Origin of the sequence: Pseudomonas cichorii (assembly GCF_019719005.1) — a bacterium.
In the GTDB taxonomy this organism is placed as follows: Bacteria; Pseudomonadota; Gammaproteobacteria; order Pseudomonadales; family Pseudomonadaceae; genus Aquipseudomonas; species Aquipseudomonas cichorii_E.
The window spans coordinates 1-22,340 of sequence record NZ_JAIGPJ010000007.1 but is presented as its reverse complement, the minus strand read 5'-3'; the positions used below and the strand labels follow the sequence as shown (position 1 = coordinate 22,340).

18 protein-coding genes are annotated in these 22,340 nt (G+C 54.8%); 2 read left to right on the top strand and 16 right to left on the bottom strand.

From position 1 onward, the window contains the following. Positions 1-40: 40 nt before the first annotated feature. Positions 41-571, bottom strand: a complete 531-nt coding sequence (locus K5D32_RS07825) for a DUF4174 domain-containing protein (protein ID WP_221599702.1) — start codon at positions 569-571, stop codon at positions 41-43. 127 nt (positions 572-698) lie between these two features. Beyond that, the gene (locus K5D32_RS07820) at positions 699-1,901 is read right to left on the bottom strand and encodes an aspartate aminotransferase family protein (RefSeq protein ID WP_221599700.1); all 1,203 of its coding nucleotides are present in this window, start codon (positions 1,899-1,901) and stop codon (positions 699-701) included. A gap of 103 nt (positions 1,902-2,004) precedes the next feature. Between K5D32_RS07820 and K5D32_RS07815 the strand changes: the two genes are divergently transcribed. Next, the gene (locus K5D32_RS07815; RefSeq protein ID WP_200992363.1) at positions 2,005-2,922 is read left to right on the top strand and encodes a LysR family transcriptional regulator; all 918 of its coding nucleotides are present in this window, start codon (positions 2,005-2,007) and stop codon (positions 2,920-2,922) included. 9 nt (positions 2,923-2,931) lie between these two features. Here K5D32_RS07815 and tssM read toward each other — a convergent pair whose 3' ends face one another. The 14 genes from tssM to tssA form a co-directional block, all read right to left on the bottom strand. Further along, the gene (tssM, locus tag K5D32_RS07810) at positions 2,932-6,429 is read right to left on the bottom strand and encodes a type VI secretion system membrane subunit TssM (protein ID WP_221599698.1); all 3,498 of its coding nucleotides are present in this window, start codon (positions 6,427-6,429) and stop codon (positions 2,932-2,934) included. Further along, positions 6,426-7,301, bottom strand: a complete 876-nt coding sequence (icmH, locus tag K5D32_RS07805; RefSeq protein WP_260407304.1) for a type IVB secretion system protein IcmH/DotU — start codon at positions 7,299-7,301, stop codon at positions 6,426-6,428. Before icmH ends, tssM begins: the two co-directional genes overlap by 4 nt. 2 nt (positions 7,302-7,303) lie before the next feature. Continuing rightward, entirely contained in the window at positions 7,304-8,638 is a 1,335-nt protein-coding gene (tssK, locus tag K5D32_RS07800) for a type VI secretion system baseplate subunit TssK (RefSeq protein WP_221577646.1), read from the bottom strand. After that, complete coding sequence (tssJ, locus tag K5D32_RS07795; RefSeq protein ID WP_221594800.1) at positions 8,631-9,125, bottom strand: type VI secretion system lipoprotein TssJ; 495 nt, start codon at positions 9,123-9,125, stop codon at positions 8,631-8,633. Before tssJ ends, tssK begins: the two co-directional genes overlap by 8 nt. Positions 9,126-9,130: 5 nt before the next feature. Then, entirely contained in the window at positions 9,131-9,892 is a 762-nt protein-coding gene (locus K5D32_RS07790; protein WP_221599696.1) for a type VI secretion system-associated FHA domain protein, read from the bottom strand. A 17-nt stretch (positions 9,893-9,909) separates the two neighbouring features. Then, positions 9,910-10,050, bottom strand: coding sequence for a type VI secretion protein (locus K5D32_RS07785; RefSeq protein ID WP_221577649.1), 141 nt, complete (start codon positions 10,048-10,050; stop codon positions 9,910-9,912). Positions 10,051-10,101: 51 nt separating this feature from the next. Continuing rightward, positions 10,102-11,607, bottom strand: coding sequence for a sigma-54-dependent Fis family transcriptional regulator (locus K5D32_RS07780; RefSeq protein ID WP_221599839.1), 1,506 nt, complete (start codon positions 11,605-11,607; stop codon positions 10,102-10,104). Then, positions 11,607-14,192: a type VI secretion system ATPase TssH gene (gene tssH / locus K5D32_RS07775; RefSeq protein WP_221599838.1), complete on the bottom strand. Its 2,586-nt coding sequence runs from the start codon at positions 14,190-14,192 to the stop codon at positions 11,607-11,609. Before tssH ends, K5D32_RS07780 begins: the two co-directional genes overlap by 1 nt. A gap of 6 nt (positions 14,193-14,198) precedes the next feature. Continuing rightward, entirely contained in the window at positions 14,199-15,200 is a 1,002-nt protein-coding gene (tssG, locus tag K5D32_RS07770; protein ID WP_221599694.1) for a type VI secretion system baseplate subunit TssG, read from the bottom strand. Next, a complete protein-coding gene (gene tssF, locus K5D32_RS07765; protein WP_221599692.1) occupies positions 15,164-16,951 on the bottom strand; it encodes a type VI secretion system baseplate subunit TssF in 1,788 nt (595 codons plus the stop codon). Before tssF ends, tssG begins: the two co-directional genes overlap by 37 nt. 128 nt (positions 16,952-17,079) lie before the next feature. Next, the gene (gene tssE / locus K5D32_RS07760; protein WP_221577652.1) at positions 17,080-17,487 is read right to left on the bottom strand and encodes a type VI secretion system baseplate subunit TssE; all 408 of its coding nucleotides are present in this window, start codon (positions 17,485-17,487) and stop codon (positions 17,080-17,082) included. 27 nt (positions 17,488-17,514) lie between these two features. After that, positions 17,515-18,990 (bottom strand): type VI secretion system contractile sheath large subunit, encoded by a 1,476-nt coding sequence (gene tssC / locus K5D32_RS07755; protein WP_221577653.1) that lies wholly within the window; start codon positions 18,988-18,990, stop codon positions 17,515-17,517. A 26-nt stretch (positions 18,991-19,016) separates the two neighbouring features. Further along, the gene (gene tssB, locus K5D32_RS07750) at positions 19,017-19,523 is read right to left on the bottom strand and encodes a type VI secretion system contractile sheath small subunit (protein ID WP_221594798.1); all 507 of its coding nucleotides are present in this window, start codon (positions 19,521-19,523) and stop codon (positions 19,017-19,019) included. 33 nt (positions 19,524-19,556) lie between these two features. After that, positions 19,557-21,104, bottom strand: coding sequence for a type VI secretion system protein TssA (gene tssA / locus K5D32_RS07745; RefSeq protein WP_221599691.1), 1,548 nt, complete (start codon positions 21,102-21,104; stop codon positions 19,557-19,559). Positions 21,105-21,652: 548 nt separating this feature from the next. Between tssA and K5D32_RS07740 the strand changes: the two genes are divergently transcribed. Beyond that, positions 21,653-22,168 (top strand): Hcp family type VI secretion system effector, encoded by a 516-nt coding sequence (locus tag K5D32_RS07740; RefSeq protein WP_221577656.1) that lies wholly within the window; start codon positions 21,653-21,655, stop codon positions 22,166-22,168. The last annotated feature ends 172 nt before the right edge of the window (positions 22,169-22,340 follow it).

Sequence of the window (22,340 nt, the reverse complement as noted above, 5' to 3'; positions counted from 1 at the left end):
ACGAGTGGAGCTGACAGCGCAGCTCCACTCTGTTGAGACCTCAGTCATCCAGTGCCTTGCCCTGGGCACCAGCCTTGCCAGGCTTCGCAGCCTTTTCGACAGGTGCCTTGGCTTCCGGCTCCGGTGGCGGTGCTGCGGCTTCACGCTCGCGCATCGGCATCTGATCGATCGTGGCGAAGATCTCCTTGGGATCGATGGCGCCAGCTTTTTCGATTTTCTTCTCTCCGTCCTTGCCCACCAGAATGACCTTGGTCTGCACCCCGGCACCCAGCTTGAGTTCACGTATCAAGGCCATGGTGGACTGGGCATCCATGGTCTTGCCGTTACGCTCACCGATGGTGTTGACCACGGTATACAAGACCATGTTGCGCTGGGCGAATGCCTCGCGATGGGCGGGTTCATCAAGAGCCTTTTTCAGGCTGACCAGGGTGGGGTCGACCGTGCTGGGAGCAATGATGATCAACGGACGTGTCTTGCCGCGCTCCTGCGCCAGCGGTGCATCGCCGTCGGCCGCAAAAGACGGGCCGGCAGCGATCAGCAAGGTGGCGAGGGTCAGGGACCGGATAAGCATGATGGGCTCCTTTCAAATCCATGGGGGTAAGCATTACGCGTAGAGACTCGTAATTCCCAGCGTTGTTCTACCGCATCTGCATCATCACGGTATAGCCCAGGATTTGTCTTTCCCTCGATCCGTTGCTTCAGGCACAGCCCTGAACAGCTCTGCGAGTGACGCTATCCAGTGTCCTGACGATGCCTTGCACAATCATCTCGACCTCTGCGCCATCAAGGATCAACGGCGGCAAGAGACGAATGGTCTTGCTTCTCGTCACATTGATCAGCAAGCCCTGCTGACTGGCTGCAACGGAGGTCAGATCGGCAATGGCTTGTTGCAATTCGATACCGATCATCAAACCCGAACCACGGATTGCCACCACCTCGGGATGACTGCCCAGTTCTTCACGCAACCGCTCCAACAGGTGCTGCCCTTGCAGGCGAGCGTTTTGCACAAGATCCTGCTGTTCAATGATGTCGATGACGGTACAGGCAGCGCGACAGGCCAGCGGATTACCGCCAAACGTACTGCCATGGCTGCCTGGGGTAAACAGCCGGGCAGCCGCACCTTTCGCCAGACAGGCACCGATGGGGATGCCGTTGCCCAGGCCTTTGGCAAGGGTCATGACATCAGGCACGATACCTTCGTGCTGAAAGGCAAACCATTGTCCGGTACGGCCCATGCCCGTCTGGATTTCATCAAGCATCAGCAACCAGTTGCGCCGCGTGCAACGCTCACGCAAGGCTTTCAGATAGCCCTCAGGGGCGACCTGCACGCCACCCTCGCCCTGCACAGGTTCGACCAGCACTGCGGCGATGCGATGGCCATGACTTTCACATACCCGGTCGAAGGCCTTCAGATCCCCGAACGCGACCTTGATGAAGTCGCCCGGCAAGTTGCTGAAACCCAGCCGTACGGCAGGCCCGTCGCTGGCAGACAAGGTGCCCAGCGTACGTCCGTGAAAGGCGTTGTCCATGACCACCACCAATGGCTGGTCAATACTTTTATGCCAGCCATGCAGCCGGGCGAGCTTGAGTGCCGTTTCGTTAGCCTCCGCACCGGAGTTGTTGAAAAACGCACGCTCCAGACCCGATAGCCGGGTCAGCTTATGCGCCAATCGTTGCTGCCAATCAATGCTGTACAGATTGGAGGTATGCAACAGTAACCCGGCCTGCTCGGTGATGGCCGCGACCAGCAAGGGATGGGAATGCCCGACATTGGTCACCGCAACACCCGCCACGGCATCCAGGTACTCGCGGCCTGCCTGATCCCACAGACGGGTGCCAAGGCCACGGACAAGATTCAGGTCCAGAGGCTTGTAAGTAGTCATCAGGCAATCGGCGGTCATGGCGTAAAGCTCCAGGGTGGTCAGACAGTTTTTACAGTATCGTTAGCCACCAGAGATGGATAAACAGCACAACCCTTCAATCATTTTAAACTTGGGCTTGATAATGGATTTGCTCCAGGCAATGTCGGTATACGTAAAAGTCGTGGAAGCCGGCAGCATGACCGGCGCAGCGCAGCAGTGCTCGATCTCCACGACCATGGTCGGCAATCATCTGCGGGCCCTGGAACAACGTCTCGGGGTGAGCCTGCTAAAGCGCACCACCCGGCGTCAGCGCCTGACAGAGTTCGGTGCTGCCTATTACGAACGCTGCCTGGAAGTGCTGGGGCTGGTGGCCGCGTCCGAACGGCTGGCCGAGCAGGCTCAGGGCGAACCCACCGGTACGCTGCGCATCACAGCGCCCCTGACGTTCGGCTCGGAAGTGCTGGCTCCGTCCCTGTGCGAGTTCTCGCTGCAGTTCCCCAAGGTCAAGCTGGACCTGGTCCTGACCAACCAGCGCCTGGACTTGCTCGATAACGGCTTCGATGCGGCGATCCGCATGGGTAACGTGCCGGAAAACTCCCGCCTGATTGCACGCCCCTTGCAGGACTACACCCTGACCATTTGCGCTGCGCCGGATTACCTGGCCCGTCGCGGCATTCCACAGCGTCCGGAAGATCTGCAACTGCATGACTGCCTGGCATTCGCCTACCCGGCCGGGGATGACTGGAGCGGCGTGGAGAAACACTGGCGCCTGACCGGGCCGGAAGGTGAAGTCACGGTGGAGATAAGCGGCCCGATGGTGATGAACAGTTCATCAGGCCTGTACCGGACCGCCAGAGTTGGAGCGGGCATTGTCATGCTGCCCGATGCCTATGTGGAACAGGACCTGCGTGATGGTCGGCTGGTTGCGCTATTGCCCGACTATCACTTGCCCAGCAGGCCCATGCATCTGATCTACTCCCCGGATCGCTATCAGTTGCCCAAGTTGCGCAGCTTTGTCGATTTCACCATTGACCGCTGGGGCAAGCAGGCGCCGGAATAAGACCCTGCTTCAAAGCTGTGCCGGCATCCGGAATCTGCGCAATACCGCAACATCGAAGGGGTTGGCCGCTCGCTGGGCGAGCAACAGATAATTGGCCCTCAGCCCTCCTACATCGGCCTTGAGCACCAGCACATCCCGGCCCTGGAGGTATTCGGTCTGCATCAGGTCCAACAGGCGGAACAGTGACCATGGCCCGGTAGTTTTTTCGATACCGATGGGCCGTTCTGCCATTCGCTCCAGCACCAGGCTGGCGCGACCGTCATCCGCATCGGTCGGCCATCTGAACGAAACCGGCACAACAGGACCATGGCGATACTCCATCATCTGATCACCCAGACGAAACTCGGCACGGCTCACGGCCGGGTCCAGCGTGTAGGGCTCCAGCTTGAACTGCACCAGCGGCTCCTCGGGATTTTCTGCAAAGAAGCTTTTGCGAATGGTATGCACGCGACCCATCTGGTCGAGGTAGGCACGGCTGGCAGGCAAGCCTGAGCCATCAATGGTGCGCAGGCGATAATGCCCCGGATCACCGCTGACAAAAGGCTTCATGTAGCTGTCGAAAAAGCGCTCGGCAAGTCCCTGAGCCTTGAAGAACTCCCGAAAATCGTTGATGGCCACATCGCTGCTGCTATGGGCATGAAACGGATAACGTTTATCGAGAGACTGTTCATAAAAGCTGTACAGCTCATTCCTGTAACGCTGGTTGATGTGTTGATAGGCCTCACCCAGAACCCATGACCAGGTGTCTTCGGCCAGTCCGTTGAACCATCCGCCAACAGGTTGGGGCAACCGGGCGGATGCATTGCGAAGGTTGCTCAGCGCATCCCGCTGCCCCGTCATGCGGACTCTGGCCATCTCGAAAGCCAGTAGCTCAGGCTGACCGGATCGCCCAAGGCTGGCCAGTTGTTGTTGCACGTCGTTCAAGGCCTGCATGACCGCCAGCAGTTCTGCAGCCGGGCCGTTGTGTTCATCCAGCAAACGATGCAAGGGCTCGAAACGGCGCTGCAATGACTTCTTCGCCGTATCCGGCAGTTTGGGAGCCAGAGCCGCTGCCTGATCGGCTGCCGCAGACGCCACGGCATTCAGCACACCTGAAGACGCGCCCTCGGCTACCTGCTCCAGGTTTTCGGCAATAGTCGCAAACAGCGTGTTATCACGCACTTGCGTCAGCAGTTGCACCAACGGCGAATTGGCAGCTGTCATGCCGGCTGCTTGAGCGGCCCCATGCAAGGGGCCTTCGAAGGGCTGCAATTCAACCTGAGCGACAGCTTCGCTCCAGTGATTGGCGTAATCACGAAAATACAGCTGCTCCAGCTCGACCATCAGGCTGCGCAGTTCCATGCCGTTCAGGCCTGAACCCTCGCCCAGCACCCAGTTGTCACGCAGGATGTCATTGACCGCGCTAACGCCCTGAGTCACAAAGAACTGTTGATAGCCTTGGCGTGTATAGAAACCGGGAATCGGGTATTGCGTACCGGCCAACAGACTGGCCTGGGTGCCGATATGCTGCCCCAGGCGATAATCCGCAAGACTGCGAGCCTGATCGCGCAGAAGCCGATAGACGATAGTGGCCTGGGATTCACTGCGAAGCGCCTGACGAGCCTGCGCCACCAATGCATCGTTGATCGGGTACTTGAACGGTTGCCCAAGCAGGCGTTCCAGATGGCCATTGAGCTCGCTCTGTTCCCTGGGTAGACCTGCATAACGCAGCGCCCAGTCAGCCGCCATCCAGTCTTGCAGCCAGGCCTGGTCGCGGCGCTCGGGCAAGTAGAGCATCAAGTAAGCCCGCAAGCTGCTCAGCAGTTGTTCACGATCCTTCATGCTGGCCTGTATCTGTGCCTCCAATGTGCGGGCTACACGGGGTAACAACTGGCTTTGCAGTTCAGCCTGATAGGCACTCGAAAGCACCTGATTGCTTGTGACGCCTTGATAAAGACCGCTGCGCTCATGCAGCGCGACCTCTTCCCTGCCGGGAAAGACCCGGGTGGCTTCATGACTGAGGTTCAGGGACTTGAGTATCGCCAGGGTATCGGTCTGGGCATTCATGCCCGAACGTTGCTGGGTCCATTGCTGAGCCAGATGGCGAATACGCTCCAGACGATCATGATTGGCGCTGAAACCGTTCGCCCATAGCGCGCCGAACAACATCAATACCATCAGGGCCGCACAATACGCTGCGCGTCGAATCCAGCTCATCCGCTGACGCTCGCCCTTGTCCATCATGGCCAGGGCCGCTTCGGGAAAGATCACCCGACTCAAAAGCTGACGAATGAAGCGCGGCCGCCCGGTGTGCATGCCTGGCAATGCTCTGGTGTAGATCGGGGCATGCTCACCCTCCTCTGCACCGATCTCTTGAACGCTCGGGAGCAAATGAGGCGCACGGGTCAAATAAAAACCCCGTAACTGAGTGGCACGCTGATAGCGACTGCCCGCAAAAGCCATCTCGGCAAACAGACACAATCGATACCCGATCCCACCAAGCTGATCGGGAAATCCGAGCATTCGTCCACGACGCTGCGGGTCATATTCCTGGTGAATGCGCATGATGACCTGGCTGCCAATACGTCGCAGCAGCGCTTCAAATTCCTGCCTGAGCACATCCGGATCGCTGCCCCGCTGATCCTGGCCGAACGTCGCGCCAAGCACCTGCTCGCCCTCTTCCCTGGACAGAGGGTCGAAAAACTCGTCGAACCCCGTCAGCGAGTCGGCCTTGGTCAGCACCAGATACACCGGCACGTCGACACGCAACTGGCGGTGCAACTCATCCAGACGGCTGCGCACCGCTTCCGCCATCATTTCCAGACGGACTTCGTCGTTACCGGACAGGATCTCGACGGGCAATGTCACCAGCACTCCATTCACGGGACAGGTGCGCCGACGATTGCGCAGCAGCCCCAGAAGCATCAGCCAGGCACTGGCATCGACCGGTGGCTGACCCTGCTCCAGATAACGGCCCGGCGTATCGATGATCACCGCCTGATCGGCAAAGTACCAATCGCTGCCGGCAGTACCCCGAGTATCGCGGGTCAGCTTGCGTTCGACCTTGTTGAGCGGAAAATCCAGGCCGGAAAAATCCAGCAGACTGGTCTTGCCACTCCCGGACGGCCCGATCAACAAGTACCAGGGCAAGTGCTTACCCTCACCGCCATACAGGCTGGAGAGTCTGATGACGCGCAAGGCGTCCTTGAAGCGACCGGATAATTCCTTGTGTTCCTTTTCAATCAGGGCCTGCTGACGAAGCTGTTCCTGGCCTGCGGTGTCGGCTTCCTTCTGCTTCCTGGCTGCTGCGCTGCGCCAACTGACGAAAACCATGCCCAGCCCCCACAGCAGAAACAACAGGCTTACGGACAAGAGCCGGGATGTCGGACTTTCCCAGAACTTGTGATCGGCCACGGCCAGCAACGGTCCCGCGAACCAGATGCACAGCGCTACAAACAATACCGACAGCAGCGTCCAGACCCAAGTCTTGCACAGCAGGGCTGCCAGTTTCTTCAAGAGGTTTTTCATTGCATGTCTCTGTTTACGACCGGGGACTTGAGTACTTCGGAATGGACTTGACGATAGGGTGTGAGCACCGTTTCGCGCTGCTCGGTCAACACCCAGGCGAACCCCGAATACATGGCGGCCAGGCTCACGAAAGTGAACAGGCCGATCAGCCACCAGGGCGCAGTGCGAACGGTCGAGCCCTGCTGTGTCTGTAATCCATGCCAGTGTGGCGACAGTTCTGCGCAGACATCCCCGCGCAATTGCCGGATCTGCCGGTAAAGGCCGTCACGAATGCCTTCCAGCTCGATATTGCCGCGCTTCATCACGCGGTATTTGCCTTCAAACCCTAATGACAGGCACAGATACATCAACTCAAGCATGGGTAAATGCCGGGCCGGATTGCTCGACAAGCGCTCCAGCAACTGGAAGAACTTTTCGCCGCCAAAAGTTTCCTGATGAAAATGGCTCAACAGGCTCATCGTCGACCACTCACCGCCCCACGGAGTGGTCAGGACGGTTTCATCGAGCACCGTACACAGCACATAGCGGGCAGCCAGCAATTGATCGTTCTCTATCCCGTCCTGCCGGGCTCGAGCCTCGAAGAGCTTGATGTACCGGACAAGCCTGCGGTTCAGTGCGTGAAGCTCCCCCGTTTCTGCACTTGCACTGCCTGCCAGCTCGACGACTTGTGCCAGCAGATCACTTGCTGCCGCGACCAGAGGATTGATGTGGATACTGAACGTTTGCGCCGGTGCCAGGCGTGCGGTGTAAGTCAGGCGCTCTTCGAGCTGCTCGAAACCTGATGGCCTGGTGAAATCGGTCAGGCCTGCATGGGCAGTATCCTGTTGATGAACCACGTTGGCGTCGTGGTCGTTCTCCCTGTCAAAGTGCATGTTCATGAGTTCCTGATGGCCCAGAATTGCAAATCAAGCCCGTCAAACTCACCTGAAACATGGAAAGCAAAGCCTCCGGAGTTTTCTACCAGGGCCTGTTCCTGAGCATTGAGTTCGAGAATGAAATAGGTCTTGTTCGAGTGAAATGGAATCTGTCGAGGTGCAACCGGCAGCGGTCTGAGCCTGATTCCCGGCAGATGCAGGTTGACCAGCTCGCGAATGCTCTCCACGGACCCGACCTTGAGATGTGAAGGCAGCCGATGGCGCAACTCTTCGGTATCGCAATGCGCACTGGCAGCCAGAACGAACGACGCCGAACCCAGCAATTGCTGATCGACACGCGGGGACACCAGAACACCATACTGACGAGGCTGCAGCTCCAGTTCGGTTGCATGCTGTTCGAGCACCATCGACAACACTTGCCGGATCTCGGCCATCAAGGCGCTGAACGTAGCTTCTTGATCACTGTGCCGATAACCACTGCTCAGCACAGGGCGCCGGGTATCACTGCCGAATGTGGCCAGATCACCCAGCATGACCAGCAACACGCGGTACAACTCTTCAGGATGAACCTCTTCGATGTTCAGGTAATGCCTGAGCAGCAACTCGGTACGGTTGATCAGTTGCAGCATCATGAAATCACCGACTTGACCGCCGCCGACCTTGCCGCTTGCACGAACGCGCCTGGCAATGACATCGCCGCGATACTCCAGCAAGCCCACCACTTCCTTGAGACATGAAGTCAGATAGGTCGAGCGACGGGCATTGATGAATGTCGGGGTAAAGCCAGGGGCCAGCGTGATTGCCTTGTCAGGTGAGGCCGACAGGACATGGCACACCTTGAGCCTCACATAAGTCTGCTCGCCCTGCCGCTCACCCGGCAGCAGGTGAAAGTCCGGGCGCGCGCAAATGATCTCCGTGGAGTTTCCTTCCCCGGCATTGGAGTCCGATATCTTGCGTGTATAGGAGGTGTATCGGGCCAGCACATCGGGCTGTTCCGGTCCCCGCGCCTCAATGCAATTTCCGGTCACCAGTGGCAATGCCAGATAGACCGGCGTGTCCATGGTATTGGGCGGTATATCCAGGGCCAGAGGTTTGTCACGATCCCCAAGGTCGAAAATGCTGCCATCGGGAAGAACCCCCGACGCCTGAGCGATCACGATCTGCCCGGAAGCCAGAAACTGAGGGTCTATCACCAACTCTGTGAAGCCCCACACATAGGCACCGGCCAACCGGGTACGAACCTTCATCTGATGATCGTAATAACGGTCGTTATGCTGAAAGTGCTGCGGACGCAATAACATGCCTTCACGCCAGATGACTTTATGCTCACTCATGGCTGGTCATTCGCCCTGGCTGATGTTCATCGCTGCGATGAATACCGGCCTCATCGAGCGACAGTTCGGTACGGGTATGCCCCTCGGCCGTCAACGGAATGACATAGCGCCACCGGGTTTCAGGCAGGTTTCGATAAGCAGCCAGAACTCCGACATACTGGCTGTCTTTCCCGGTTTTCAATTTGAGAACGATGCTTTGCCCCGGCAGTAATTCCAGCTCCTCGCTTGCGACGAGGTCCGCACTCAGGGACTCTTTGGCGCGTCCATACAGACTGAAAAAATCCATGCTCTCGAAAGCAACCGGATGCTTCAGCTCAAGCAGGCGCAACACGACAGGAGAGGATCGACCGTTGATATCGGGGTTAAGGCCGTCACTGGCTGTCAGTTGCAGACTCAAGCGGGTCTGGGTCGAGTAAGGCGACAATGCCGAACAACCGCTCAGTGCCAGCAGCACGGGCAGCATGATCGAACTCTTGAGGCAAAACATAGTTATCATCCTTGGGTGTCCCGGTAGAGGGTGTTTATCAGGCGAATCTGTTCTTCATAGGCATGGGCAAAGTTGCTGACCAGCAAACGTTTTTCCCATTCACCCTCCTGCTCAAGAGAGTGGTAATGACGCACATAGGCACGCCAACGCTTTCCCGCCGTTTGCAATAACGAGAGACCGCCATCCTGTTCAAACTTCCAGGTCAGTTGTTGCGGTGAAAACTGCTCCAGGGTGAGACGCGCCATGGTGCGACTGGCATCCAGCATGGCAACTTGATGAGCCTGTAATGCTCGAAAGTCCTGAACAAGCGAAGACACTGGAAACTTGCCATTCAATACGCCATCAACAGCTGCACTGACATCGGCCGCCCGTTCAATTGGCCCCTTGCCCTCCAGCGCCAACTGCAACTCGCTTTTCAACTCACGGCGGGTACGCAAATTATCTTTTATACCGCTAATACAGTGCCTGAATAACCGTGCAGTATTTAACGCCAGGACTTGACGAGCCGACGGTTCAAGATGATCGATATTGATACCCAACGCTTCGCCAAATGCTTTCCAGAAATCGCCAGTGAGGGTTTGTGATTCGCCCTGACAAGGCTCGGCGGGCGGACAATCAATCAGAGCAGGCAGCAACAGGCTTTCACTGTCCACGGGAGCATGATCCATCCCACACCCCGCTTGCAGGGGCGCTCCCGGCAAGGCCTTCATGTCCATGGCGGCAAGAGGGTCCAACGAGGTATTCATCCCTTCAAAGAAATTTTCCATGACTGTTTCTCTTGCCACTACTTGCCACGATTTATTGAGTCGGGGTCGCCCAACGCACGATATTCGTCATCATCAAATCTGAAGTGGCCGCCACACCCCGCAAGAAAAATTAAAACGACAAAAACAGAAACAGCAGACAGCCAATAACGAACACTCATAAAGTGCCTCCATGAGAATGGGTGATACGGACAATAAAAGTTATTTATCGATCAGGCATGTAGCTCATCACGTTTGATATTCAAATGAGACATGCGATAAAGCAGAGTACGACGTGCCAATCCCAACTCACGTGCGGCAAGACTGCGATTGCCGCCACTTTTTCTCAAGGAATCAAGCAGTACACAGCGTTCGACTTGTTCAAGGCGCTCTCGAAGATTAAGTGTTGTATCACGCGCCAACAGTTTTACATCAAAAGAAAAGTGTTCAGGCAACAGTTCGTCCCCTTCACATAACAGAACAGCGCGCTCCACAAGCCCTTTCAGTTCGCGGACATTGCCGGGAAAGCTACGTCGGCACAGCAGCAGAAGCGCCACTTCAGACCATCGAACAGGCGCACGCCCAAGAAAGTTACAAGCCTTGTCGGCAAAATGTCGTGCCAGCTCCGCAATGTCCCCTTCACGATGACGCAATGGCGGCAACTCGATGGGAAACTGGGCAAGCCGATAGTAAAGGTCTTCCCTGAACAACCCTTCGGCCACCAGTGCCAGGAGATTGCGGTGGGTTGCAGCGATGATTCGCACATCGACCTTGCGGGTCTCACTTGAGCCCAGCGGGCGAATCTCCCCTTCCTGCAAGACCCGCAAGAGCTTTGCCTGCAAGGACAGCGGCATATCACCAATCTCGTCCAGCAATAACGTGCCACCATTGGCTGTATCGAACAGGCCTGCCCGGTCACGATCAGCCCCGGTAAATGCACCTCTGCAATAACCGAACAACTCGCTTTCCAGAAGCCCTTCAGGGAAAGCCGTGCAGTTCTGCACGACAAAAGGCCTGGAGCGGCGAGGCCCGTGATCGTGAATGGCACGAGCCACGACTTCCTTGCCTGTCCCCGTCTCACCGCTCAGCAAGACCGTGTATGAGCTTTGCAGCACCTTGCCGATCAAGTGGCAGGTCTGGTGCATGATCTCGCTCTGGCCGATCAGGCCGTACCGCTTCCGGGAAGGCTTCACGTCAAGAGGACTGGCGGAAGGTCGCAGACGCTGCAGCAGTTGCAATTGCGAAAGTACAAATGCCCCGAGTTCGCCCAGAGACTCGGCAAAGCCATCGAGCACCCTGCGATTCAGGCCGGCGCACAATAGCAGCCCGGCAACTCTCTGCTGCTGATCCACCAATGGCACACACAACAACGATTTCCAGGCTTGTTCATGGGTCGGCAAGAAGCCGGTGTCATAGATCCCGACACTGAGTTCACTCACACTGACAACCTGGTTCTGGCAGAGGCAGAACTGCAATAGCTGCTCACCCTTGCAATCCACTTCAAGGCTTGCAGGGCTTATCGGAATGATTACGCCTTCCCGGGCTTCTGCACACAACTGCAGACGGGTGTGGGTAGCATCGAGCAGATATAAGCGGCCCAGCTCACAATCACTCAGCTCTGCGGCAGCAAGCGCAAACTCCTGCAACAGACTCTCGCTGTCGCAGAGATGCGAAAGACGGGTGTATTGAGCACAGAGTTTCTGGACATAGCCGAAAGGCTCTTCAATTGAATTGAACATCATGCGCACTCGCAAATGACGGTGCCTGCAGCGTCGAGCGTGGCATGCACTGTTTCCAGCCTTTCGCCCCGGGCCATGGCATCCAGCACCCGGTCTGCGATCAGGGGCAGGACGTGCAGATCCAGCAGGGAGTCCACCAGCCGTGCGCCACTGTCACTTTGCGCGCAACGCTCGGCCAGGTAAGTGACCAGCGCCTGACAATGACTGAATACCAGTTGCCGGGATGACAGACGCTCAGCCAGGCGACGAAGTTTGAGTTCGATCAACTCGCGCATCAGCGACTCGCTTATCGGGTAATAAGGCACCACTTGCATCCGTGCCAGCAACGCCGGCTTGAAGTGGGCACTGAGTAGCGGACGAACGATCTTGTCCAGTTCATCCGCTGCGGGCCGCTGACCGTTCTGACACAGTGCAGTAATGGCGTCGCTGCCCAGATTGGAGGTCATGAGAATCAAGGTGTTGCGGAAGTTGATCTCCCTTCCCTCGCCATCATTGACCACCCCCTTGTCGAAGATCTGATAGAAAAGATTCAAAACATCGGGATCGGCTTTTTCCACTTCATCCAGCAGAACCACCGAATACGGCTTTTGCCGGACAGCTTCGGTCAGCATTCCACCTTCGCCGTAACCGACGTAACCGGGTGGCGAGCCGATCAACCGGGAAACGGTATGTTTCTCCTGGAATTCCGACATGTTGATCGTGATCAGAAAACGCTCGCCGCCATACAACAAGTCAGCGAGTGCCAGAGCGGTTTCGGTCTTGCCGACGCCACTAGGACCTGTCAGCAGAAAGACTCCGACAGGCGCATCGGGCTTGTTCAGCCCCGCTGCAACGGCACGCATGGAACGATCCAGTGCCCCGATGGCCTGCTCCTGTCCGCGGATCCAGAAGCGCAGGCCCGAAGCGAAGTCGGCAACCTTGTCGCAGTATTCGCCAGCCAGTTGGGAAAGCGGAATACCTGTCCAGGCGCTGATCACCTCGGCGACCAGCCGAGGACATACTTCGAAACTGACCAGCCGATGGCTTGCCTGACTCAGGACCAGGCGCTGATGGATGATCTGCAGCTCATGCTCGATTGACTCAGGCACGCCTTCACGATCCTGCCGGTTGCGCGCATCAGCCAGTTGCTGTCGCAATCGGAGCAAATGCTCAGCGTTCTCTCGTTGTTCATGCCAAAGCTGCTCAAGCCTGACCTCTTCCTCGCCCGCCTGCGCCATCCGGGCTTGCAGCGTATACAACAGGCACGCATCGACCGGTAATCCCGCATCGGCATCGCGCCTCAAGGCATCGATCTGACGCTGCCCTTCAGCGAGACCGGCACGCAAAAGCTCCAGGCTTTCGGGAGGCGCTGCGAGGCTGATCCGGACACGGGCACAGGCCGTGTCCAGAACATCGACAGCCTTGTCCGGCAACTGTCGCCCGGACAGGTAACGTGCCGATAACCGGGCAGCCGCAACGACCGCATCGTCACGCAGATAAACGCCGTGACTCTTTTCATAGACCGGGGCCAGACCACGCAGGATGGTAATGGCCTCGTCCACAGAAGGCTCATGCACTTGCACGGGTTGAAAGCGTCGCGACAATGCCGGGTCTTTCTCGAAATACTTCTTGTACTCTGCCCATGTGGTCGCCGCGATGGTTCGCAGCTCACCTCGCGCCAAGGCAGGTTTCAGCAGATTCGCAGCATCGGAGCTCCCCGCCTGGGCTCCGGCACCAATCAGGGTATGGGCTTCATCGATAAAAAGAATGATCGGCTCGGGAGAAGACTTCACCTCATCGATGATGCCTTTGAGGCGACGTTCAAACTCTCCCTTCAGGCTTGCTCCAGCCTGCAGCAAGCCCATGTCCAGCGACAGCAGCTCGACACCCTGCAACGTCTGCGGAACTTCGCCCTGGGCAATTTGCAGTGCCAGCCCTTCCACAATCGCGGTCTTCCCGACACCCGCCTCACCGATCACAATCGGGTTGTTCTTGCGACGACGGGCCAGAATGTCGACCATCTGCCGGATCTCGGGATCACGGCACAGAACCGGGTCGAGCTTGCCGTCCCGGGCTTGGCGGGTCAGGTTCTGGGTGAAACGGGCCAGCAGGGACTCGCCTGTCGGTGAGGGGTTATCGGAAGATGCAACCTGCTCGCCAAGCGCGAAATCACGCAAGCGGTCGGTATTTATCTTCGCCAGCAATGGCTGATAACGGCTACCGGCGTAGCGGATGGGATTGCGCAGCAAGGCCAGGATCAAGGCAGCCTGCCCGATCTGGCTTTGACCCAGCTCCAGGTTGGCGACAAGCAACGCATCCTGAAGCCACTGGACCAGTTCCGGAGCGAATACCGGGTTGCGGGAAGAACTGTGCTCCATGGTCATTTGCAAGGTCACTGCCAGAGATCCTGGTTCTACATTCGCGTCCTGCAAGGCACGGGACAACATCCCGCCAGGGCGTTCGAGCAGGGCCAGCAGCAGATCCTCCACGAGAATCTTGCTGCCACCTCTTGCCACACATCGTTCGGCAGTTCCCTCAAGGTCTTTGCGAGTAACTGCATCCAGTGCATTCACAAGTTGTTGCAGGTCTACATTGATCATCGATATCTGTCCTTAATGACTGTTCAGAGTGACCAGGCCATTAGCCCGCTCACATCCGAGCCAACTGCTCCAACCCAGATGGCAACTGTTGGAGTTGCCAATACGCAGCTCTCTGATTTCGTCCTGGCGTAACTCCAGACGAATGTCGTAATCCAGTTGGTCGCGCAGGGTGAAGCGCACCAATGCTGCAAGAGATCCAAAGCCGGAACCTATGGGCAGGAATTCGTGAAAGCGATCCCAGCCAAGTTGTTTGATGTGAATACGAAACTTGCCACCTCGATCACAGACACGCGTGCCCAACACTGCATCCTCACCAAGGCGGCTATTGACGATCCCCAGACGGTTGCGTTGCCGCTCTACAACATCAACAGAACGCTCCATACATTGCTCAATGAACAAGCTGGCATGTTTGAAGTAATAGCGCAGTACAGACTCTATCAATGCCGCTGAATGAGCCCGCAAGCTCAGCAAGCCGAGATAGGGAAACAAACGTTTCCAGTTGAGTTCTTCAGTACGGCGAACGTCCTCTCCTGCCAGACCTATCAGGGCAAAGAGTTGCCCTGAAAAAGAATCCTTCGCGCCATTTGCAAAGCTGGCTTCATAACGATATTTACGCCAGACCGGAAAAATAAGCCGGTGCAAACGATGATGAAAAACATCGAGGAACGAACGCGTCGTTTGCGATGATTCGCTATCGCCTGACACTTGCTCACTGTAAAAAGCAGGTAACGGCGAGTTGCCTCCACATAAACCCAGCAGGTTGAGTGTAAGTCGGGCCCGCTGCTGTCCGTACTCTTCAAAAAAAACCAGGGCATCAATATCGCTTCCGGGAAATCCCAGGCCAGGATTGGCTTGAAACTCCAGCAAGTCCTGAACATCCTCTTCATCGACATCCGGGTTGGCTTCCCGTAGTTGCTCGACAATCAAGGGAATTGCCTGAAACAGCGAGTATCTACGTATCGCCTGACTCAATCGTTTCAGATCAGAGGTTGAAGTCCCATGCGTGGTGTCCATTCGTATACTTCTCCCTGGGTGCTCCTGACATGCAATTCATGAAAAGAGTTGAGGCTGGCGTAAAGAGCGAAAAACTCGTTAAGTACCGAGGCAAAAACAAACAACCCTCCTTCACCGGCACAGCCTTGCGTATCGATCAGCAACTCCGTTTTCAGCCCTCGAACAGGGAGGCCTCGATATAAATGATCGACAGGTTCATGGCGAATGGACTTGAGTCCATTCAAAAGCTGCTTGCTGACCCGTTCAGCCTGCTGGTCGTAATAGCGCGGAAAGTCATACGTTTCCAGAATGCACTTCAACGCCGAGACGTTATTCAACGACAGGTAATTCAAGGACATGTTACTGATCACCCGCCACAGAAACTCCTTGTGTAGCGGCGGAGCAAAACTTCGCGTAGCCGGTGTAATGTTTCTGAATTTCAGAAAATCAGGTGTTTCTTCACAAGGCCTGCAAATGCCGCCTGCCGCTATCTGCAAGGGAAGGTCCTGATGGGTACAGGTCAACTCCACAGAGAGGGTTTCATGCTGACGGGTCTGACGACCATCGAAACTCAAATACGTGTCCAGCCCCTCGTGCAGCGGTGAAGGATGCTGACGAATGCTGTAATAAGGCCTTGGCTGCTGCACGTCGAAACTGGGGTCGTGCTCGAATGACTCAAACAGCACAAACTCCTGATAACCCAGACCTCCCGGCTGCCAGCCGGTCACCTTGTCGACCGAAAAGATCCCGCACTTTTTTGAATCATGTCCGCCCGGCAGCAACCGGTATTCATCCTGCGTACCCTCAAGACGAACAGGCAGTGCGTCCTGTTCGAACAGGTTCACGATGGGCGTGCAATACAGTTTGATATTGTGCAGTGTCGGTCGCAGGCGCTGAATTTCATTTTTCGCGATATCAAACGACAGCTCTACACTCCTTACTTTTTCCAGAATCTGCGGCGCCAGTGAATGGATGACCTCAAGCCCCGACACATCAACAAACAGGTATTTCTCTTTAAATACAAAGTATTCCTGCAGGTAACGATACCCTCGAAAAGTATTCAATGGATAAGGAACAAGTGCTTCCTCTTCTGCAAAACCTACTGTTTTTATTCTGTCGACAGGTATATTGAAAGATACTGTTTCGTCGCCTGCCACAGTAAAAGGATTACCTTCCGCATCCAGGGGCGTCAAACTGATTTTTTCGAGATTGCGCATCACCCCCAGGTATAACGTCTGGCTGACATAAGGCTCTCCGGCAAAATGCAGCCGCAAACAATTCAGTTCCAGAGAACCGATATGCCCGTCACCGTTCATATCAAGACGCAAGCCAAGCAATACACCGTTGCCATTTGCCGAGTAATTCACTGCACTCAGCCTCAACGGCAATACAGCCGTTTCGTAGCAGGTGCGGAAGTGACAGACGGTGTCCTCAACCGGAATACTTTCCACGGGAGTTCCTCGGGCAACTACAACTCCCGTTCCCGAATGCTCCAGAGGCTCGAACTGCAACATGCTGACCGCGGGAAACGGACGCATGTAATTCGGCCACAACAACTGCATCAAGGAGTGAGTAAGTTCGGGTAACTCGTCATCCAGCTTCTGTCGCAGACGGCCTGTCAGAAATGCGAAACCTTCCAGTAGTCGCTCGACATCAGGATCCTGCCCGGCCTGCCCCAAAAAAGGCGCCAAGGCAGGGTTACGCTCGGCAAAGCGACTTCCCAATTGACGCAAGGCCGTCAATTCACTTTGATAATAGTTATTAAAAGACAAGCGTTATCCACCTGAGTCATGCCTGAAAAGCAAGAACATACAAAAAACGAAATACTTGAATCCGGCAGTACATGTTTCATCAGTCTGCGTAAAAATACGCGTACACCAAACTTGAAACTGACTGACACTTAATTTATATCGACTTTGCCGCAACCATCCAGACGTGCAGTAAAACTGACGGCACGCTTCGCACCTTCCACCGTTAAAAAACCCTCAATGGAAAATCGCAACTTCAATTTGTCTTCATCGGGCGACAGAGGCATCACACGCACTTCGGACAATCGAGGCTCACAGGTTCTGATGAAAGCCTCGATAGCCGAGCGGGACCGGGCAAGAGTGTCATGCAGGCTCATGCGCATATCATTCAGATCAGGCAGCCCGTAGTCGGGTTGTGTCTGCACACTCCCCGCCCGGGTACCGAGCATCTTCGCAAGATGGGCAGCCACCGAAGCGATGACACACTCTTCGCGACTCAAACCTTTACGGCGCCTGGTTTCACCGCCAAGGCGCTCGAAAAGGCTACCGTAAGGATTCATGTCCGAGCGCCTTCAGCCTGCATCCGCTTATTCCTTGTCCAGTTTGCCGACCAGGGAAAGCGTAAAGTCCGCCCCCATGTATTTGAAGTGAGGCCGCACGCTCAGGTTGACCCGGTACCAACCCGGCTCGCCTTCAACATTACTGACGGTGATCTGCGCAGCACGTAATGGACGACTGCCACGCACATCAACGCTCGGATTTTCCTGATCAGCCACGTACTGACCGATCCACTTGTTCAGTTCAAGCTCAAGATCGGCACGCTCCTTCCAGGAACCAAGCTGTTCACGCTGCAGCACTTTGAGATAATGCGCCAGGCGGTTGACGATCATCATGTAAGGAAGCTGAGTGCCCAGCCTGTAGTTCAACTCCGCCGCTTTACCCTCGGCGCTGATACCGAAGAACTTGGGTTTCTGCACGGAACTGGCCGAGAAAAAGGCTGCGTTATCACTGCCCTTGCGCATGGTCAGAGCAATGAAGCCCTCTTCGGCAAGCTCGTACTCACGACGATCGGAAACCAGGACCTCGGTAGGTATTTTGGTCTCTATTTCACCCATGCTATGGAAATGGTGCAGCGGCAGATCCTCGACAGCACCACCACTCTGAGGGCCGATAATATTCGGACACCAGCGGAACCTGGCAAAACTGTCGGTCAGGCGGGTAGCAAATGCGTAGGCCGTATTGCCCCATAAGTAGTGCTCATGACTACCGGAAACGTTTTCCCTGTAGACAAACGTCTTGACCGGATTCTCTTGCGGATCATAGGGAGTACGCAGCAGAAAACGTGGCACCGTCAAGGCACAGTAACGCGCGTCTTCCTGCTGGCGAAAACTTTGCCATTTGGCGAATTGCGGACCATCGAAGTGATCCTTCAGGTCCTTGAGGTCAGGCAACCCTGTGAACTGCTCAAGACCAAAAAAACCGGGACCGGCAGCAGCGATAAATGGCGAATGAGCCATGCACGCAACACTCGATACATACTGCAGGGTTTTCACGTCAGGCGAACTTGGCGAAAAAAAGTAGTTGGCGATGATCGCGCCAACCGGCTTGCCACCGAACTGACCATATTCAGCGGTATAGACATGCTTATAAAGGCCTGACTGCATGACCTCTGGTGAATCTTCAAAATCATCCAGCAAGTCTTGCCGGGAGACGTTCAATACTTCGATCTTTATATTTTCACGAAAGTCAGTACGATCCACCAGCAATTGAAGGCCACGCCATGAAGCTTCCAGCGCCTGAAAGTCCTTGTGATGAAGGATCTCATCCATTTGCTGACTGAGCCGGGTATCGATTTCGGCGATCATGCGATCAACCAGTGCCTTTTTTACCGGCTCCTTGCTGTTGTGTGGCTTCAGCAGTTCCTCGATGAACGCTGCAACTCCGCGCCTGGCGATATCATAGGCCTCGTCGCCGGGAGTCAGTTTTGTTTCAGCAATGATCTGATCAAGAACCCCATACTCTACAGCGTTGTCATTTTCTGACCGTAGCGCTTTAGCACTCATTAGATTGATTTCCTTATGCGTATAACTCAGGCGTTTTCCGATGCAGCAATACCCAGACCCAACTCACCCAGTACACGGTTGCGGGATTCGGTATCGGCAAGCACGCTTTCAATCGCTTTACGAAAAGCAGGCGCGTTCCCCAAAGGTCCCTTGAGCGCCATAAGGGCATTGCGCAATTCCATAAGACTTTTCAGCTCGGGAACCTGTTCTACCAGACTGACCGGATTGAAGTCCTTGAGTGAACGGACACGAATATTGATGCCCAACTCTTCATTGCCATCAGTCTCTTGAAGACGGTTGGGTACATTCAACGCCAGCGTCAACTCCTGCTTCTCCAGTACCGCATCAAAATTGTTTTTATCGATGCTTATCGCTTTACGATCTTCAAGCTTGCGTTCATCGGCGCGCTGCGTGAAATCTCCCAGCACCAGCAACTTCAAGGGAAGTTCAATCTCTTCCTTTGCCCCTCCAATAGCAGGCCTGAAGGTGACATTGATACGCTCTTTAGGTGCAACAGAACCTTTTTTTGCCATACGTTTCTCCCTTACCGTTCCAGCCTTCAAGGCTTAACCAAGTAACACCTCAAGATCGAGGTGACAAAGCCTGCGATATATTTCATCCTTGCGCTCCCTTACCACATTGCTTTGCGGCAAGCATTCATAACAGCTATTCAATGTGTGTAGCACTTTCAGGGATAGCTCTGGTTCCCATGTGTGAAACCCTGAGTCCTGTAAATATTGATCCAGTATTTCCAGCTGACTTTTGGCAAGCTCATATTTCTTGGCGGTATAACAAAGCTGGGCCAGGGCAAACTGCCAATAAAAACGGGCTCGCTGACTCTGGGCAATCTGTAACTTTTGTTTAAGTATCTGAACAGCCGCTTTGAGCCCCTCACTGCGCAGAACAGATAGAGCCTCTTGTAACGCTACTTCCCATTCAGGCTGTGCAACGGTTTCCTCAATGCTTTCAACAGGACTGTCAATCTGGACATGAGGCATGACCTGCTCATTGATCCAACGGTGAGTATCATCATCGGCAAAAGGCGACCCATCCTGAAACTTCAACTCACAGATGCCCGGAAGGCGTTGCAGGAAAAGGGCAAAAAGGATTTCCACCTCCCGCATTGCCAGGTCGGCCTTCAACGCACGCAAGCACTCCCATACCAGTCGCTGCCCATCAAACCAGAAGGGGGTCAGTGAAAGACTGGCCTCAACATCAACCACCAGATCCGCGTAATGCCCTTGCTGAAAACGCTCGCCATAACTGCGCAACTTATCCGCTGGCAAAGCATGCAATGCTGTTATTTGCCTGACATTGCACTCAGGTAATTTATCGATACCTAACCACGACACCGTACGACTCAGGCACAGGGCTCGCACATCAGTCGCTTTTTGACGCAACCACCATGCACACAATTTCTGCGCACTTTCCTGCTGTCCTTTTAAAGCCTTCTGTGCGTCCCTTTCATTTTCAATGGTGACATCATTTTTAAAAATCCTGGCGGCAGCCTGCTTTACCTGAACAACCAGTTTCTCTGTATCGGCTTTGCTTTCGACAGCACGCTTGACCATAGCCGCAAGCCTGCGACGAACAGGTAAAAGCAGTGGAGCTTCATCGCCCAGATAACTCGACAGCAACGTGTCCAGTGCTTCAAGTGCCTCAACCAGTTTTTGAAACAACGGTAACTGTGCAGTAACAGATACATCATCAACAAGCACCAGCTCAAGCCGAGGCACCAACCAGTTAAGTGAAGCCGTTCGGGTTCGCAGTTTACGAGGATGAAGAACCTGCCAGCGATGACTGCATAGATGATGAAGCAGATTCACTCCCGCCAACAAGCCGGGAAATGATTCACATTGATACAAGGACCACGTTAACCACACTGCAACACGAAGATCTTTCGAGCATTCACGCAGGATAAGTTCACTGATCTCACGCACTCTCAGCCAGTCGATCTGAACACTCCCATGCAAGGAGTACACTTTACTCAGTTCACCCTCAAGGGTTTCGAACTCGGCTGAAAAACGAACATCCTCACCTTCTGGACACTCTTCGGAAACAGGGCGTTCGACAAGTTCAAGGTAACGACTGGAAAGCTTGTCCGAGTAAGTCATTAATCAATCTTCATCCCTGAAACCGTTTGTCTATCACAAATAGACAACACGTAAAAACCCGAAAGTGCCTTGCACAAATCACGATGCGCACACTAGCTTCGAAAAAATCCTTTAACAAGCACGAAAGAGATACACCATAAACTTTCGGAATATTCCTACAGTCAAGTACGGAAAAAATTTACAACAGACCTCGAAATTTCAGGATCACCAATCCAGATAGCAACAACCTGGAGTCAGCTACATATGACAACGCGGCAAAATGGCCATCATGCGCAAAATCCTGCACAACAGAGTGTGAATATAAGTGCGAATAAAGCCCCGTAGCGCCCATAAACAGGCACGTAAGATTCCGCATGCAAAAAATTGCGCAGATGCGCAATAACTTGCGCAGCTCGACCATTAAAAACCCCTCACTTTAAAACTAGCAAAAAGCCAACCTTATGTTTTAAAAGAAAAAACAAGAACTGGCATACTTCTTGGTATTACCCCTGTCGATCCCCAGGCGAATTACGCTGCCGGACGCTTATTTTTTTGCAAGGAGAGTATCGATGGCCACACCTGTTTACATGTCTATAAAAGGTTCCAGACAGGGTCTGATCACTAAAGAAGCCTTAAGTTTTGAATCGGCTGGAAACATCTATAACAAGGAGCATGAGGATCAGATCCTTATCCAGGCTGTCAGCCATGTGATCACTGTTCCTTGTGATTTACAGTCAAGTCAGCCTGCTACCACACGCATTCACAAACCCCTGTGCATTACCAAGATATTCGACAAAGCTTCACCGATGCTGCAGGCAGCACTGGCCTCCAACGAACACCTGCCTCTGGTCGAAATACACTGGTACCGCATTGCGGATGGCGTGCTGGAGCACTACTACACCACCTCCCTGGAAGACGCTGTCATCGTGGAAATCAAAGACTACATGCTTAGCAGCCAAGATCCAGCCAACGCGCATTCCAGCCACTTGCAAGACGTTCATATCGCCTATAGCAAAATAACCTGGACTCATCTGATGGCCAAGAGCTCAGGGTCTGACGACTTGCGCTTACCAATAAGAGCCTAAGCCTGAATAACAGCCCTATCGATTCAGCAGAATCGATAGGGCTCAGGTTGTCGCTCATTCAGATATGGAGAAGCAGGTAATGCCCGCATCCACCCATCAGGCGCATTTCAGCCTGAACCTGCAAGACGTCAAACACGACTTCAAGGTACTGGCCTTTACCGGCACAGAGGCC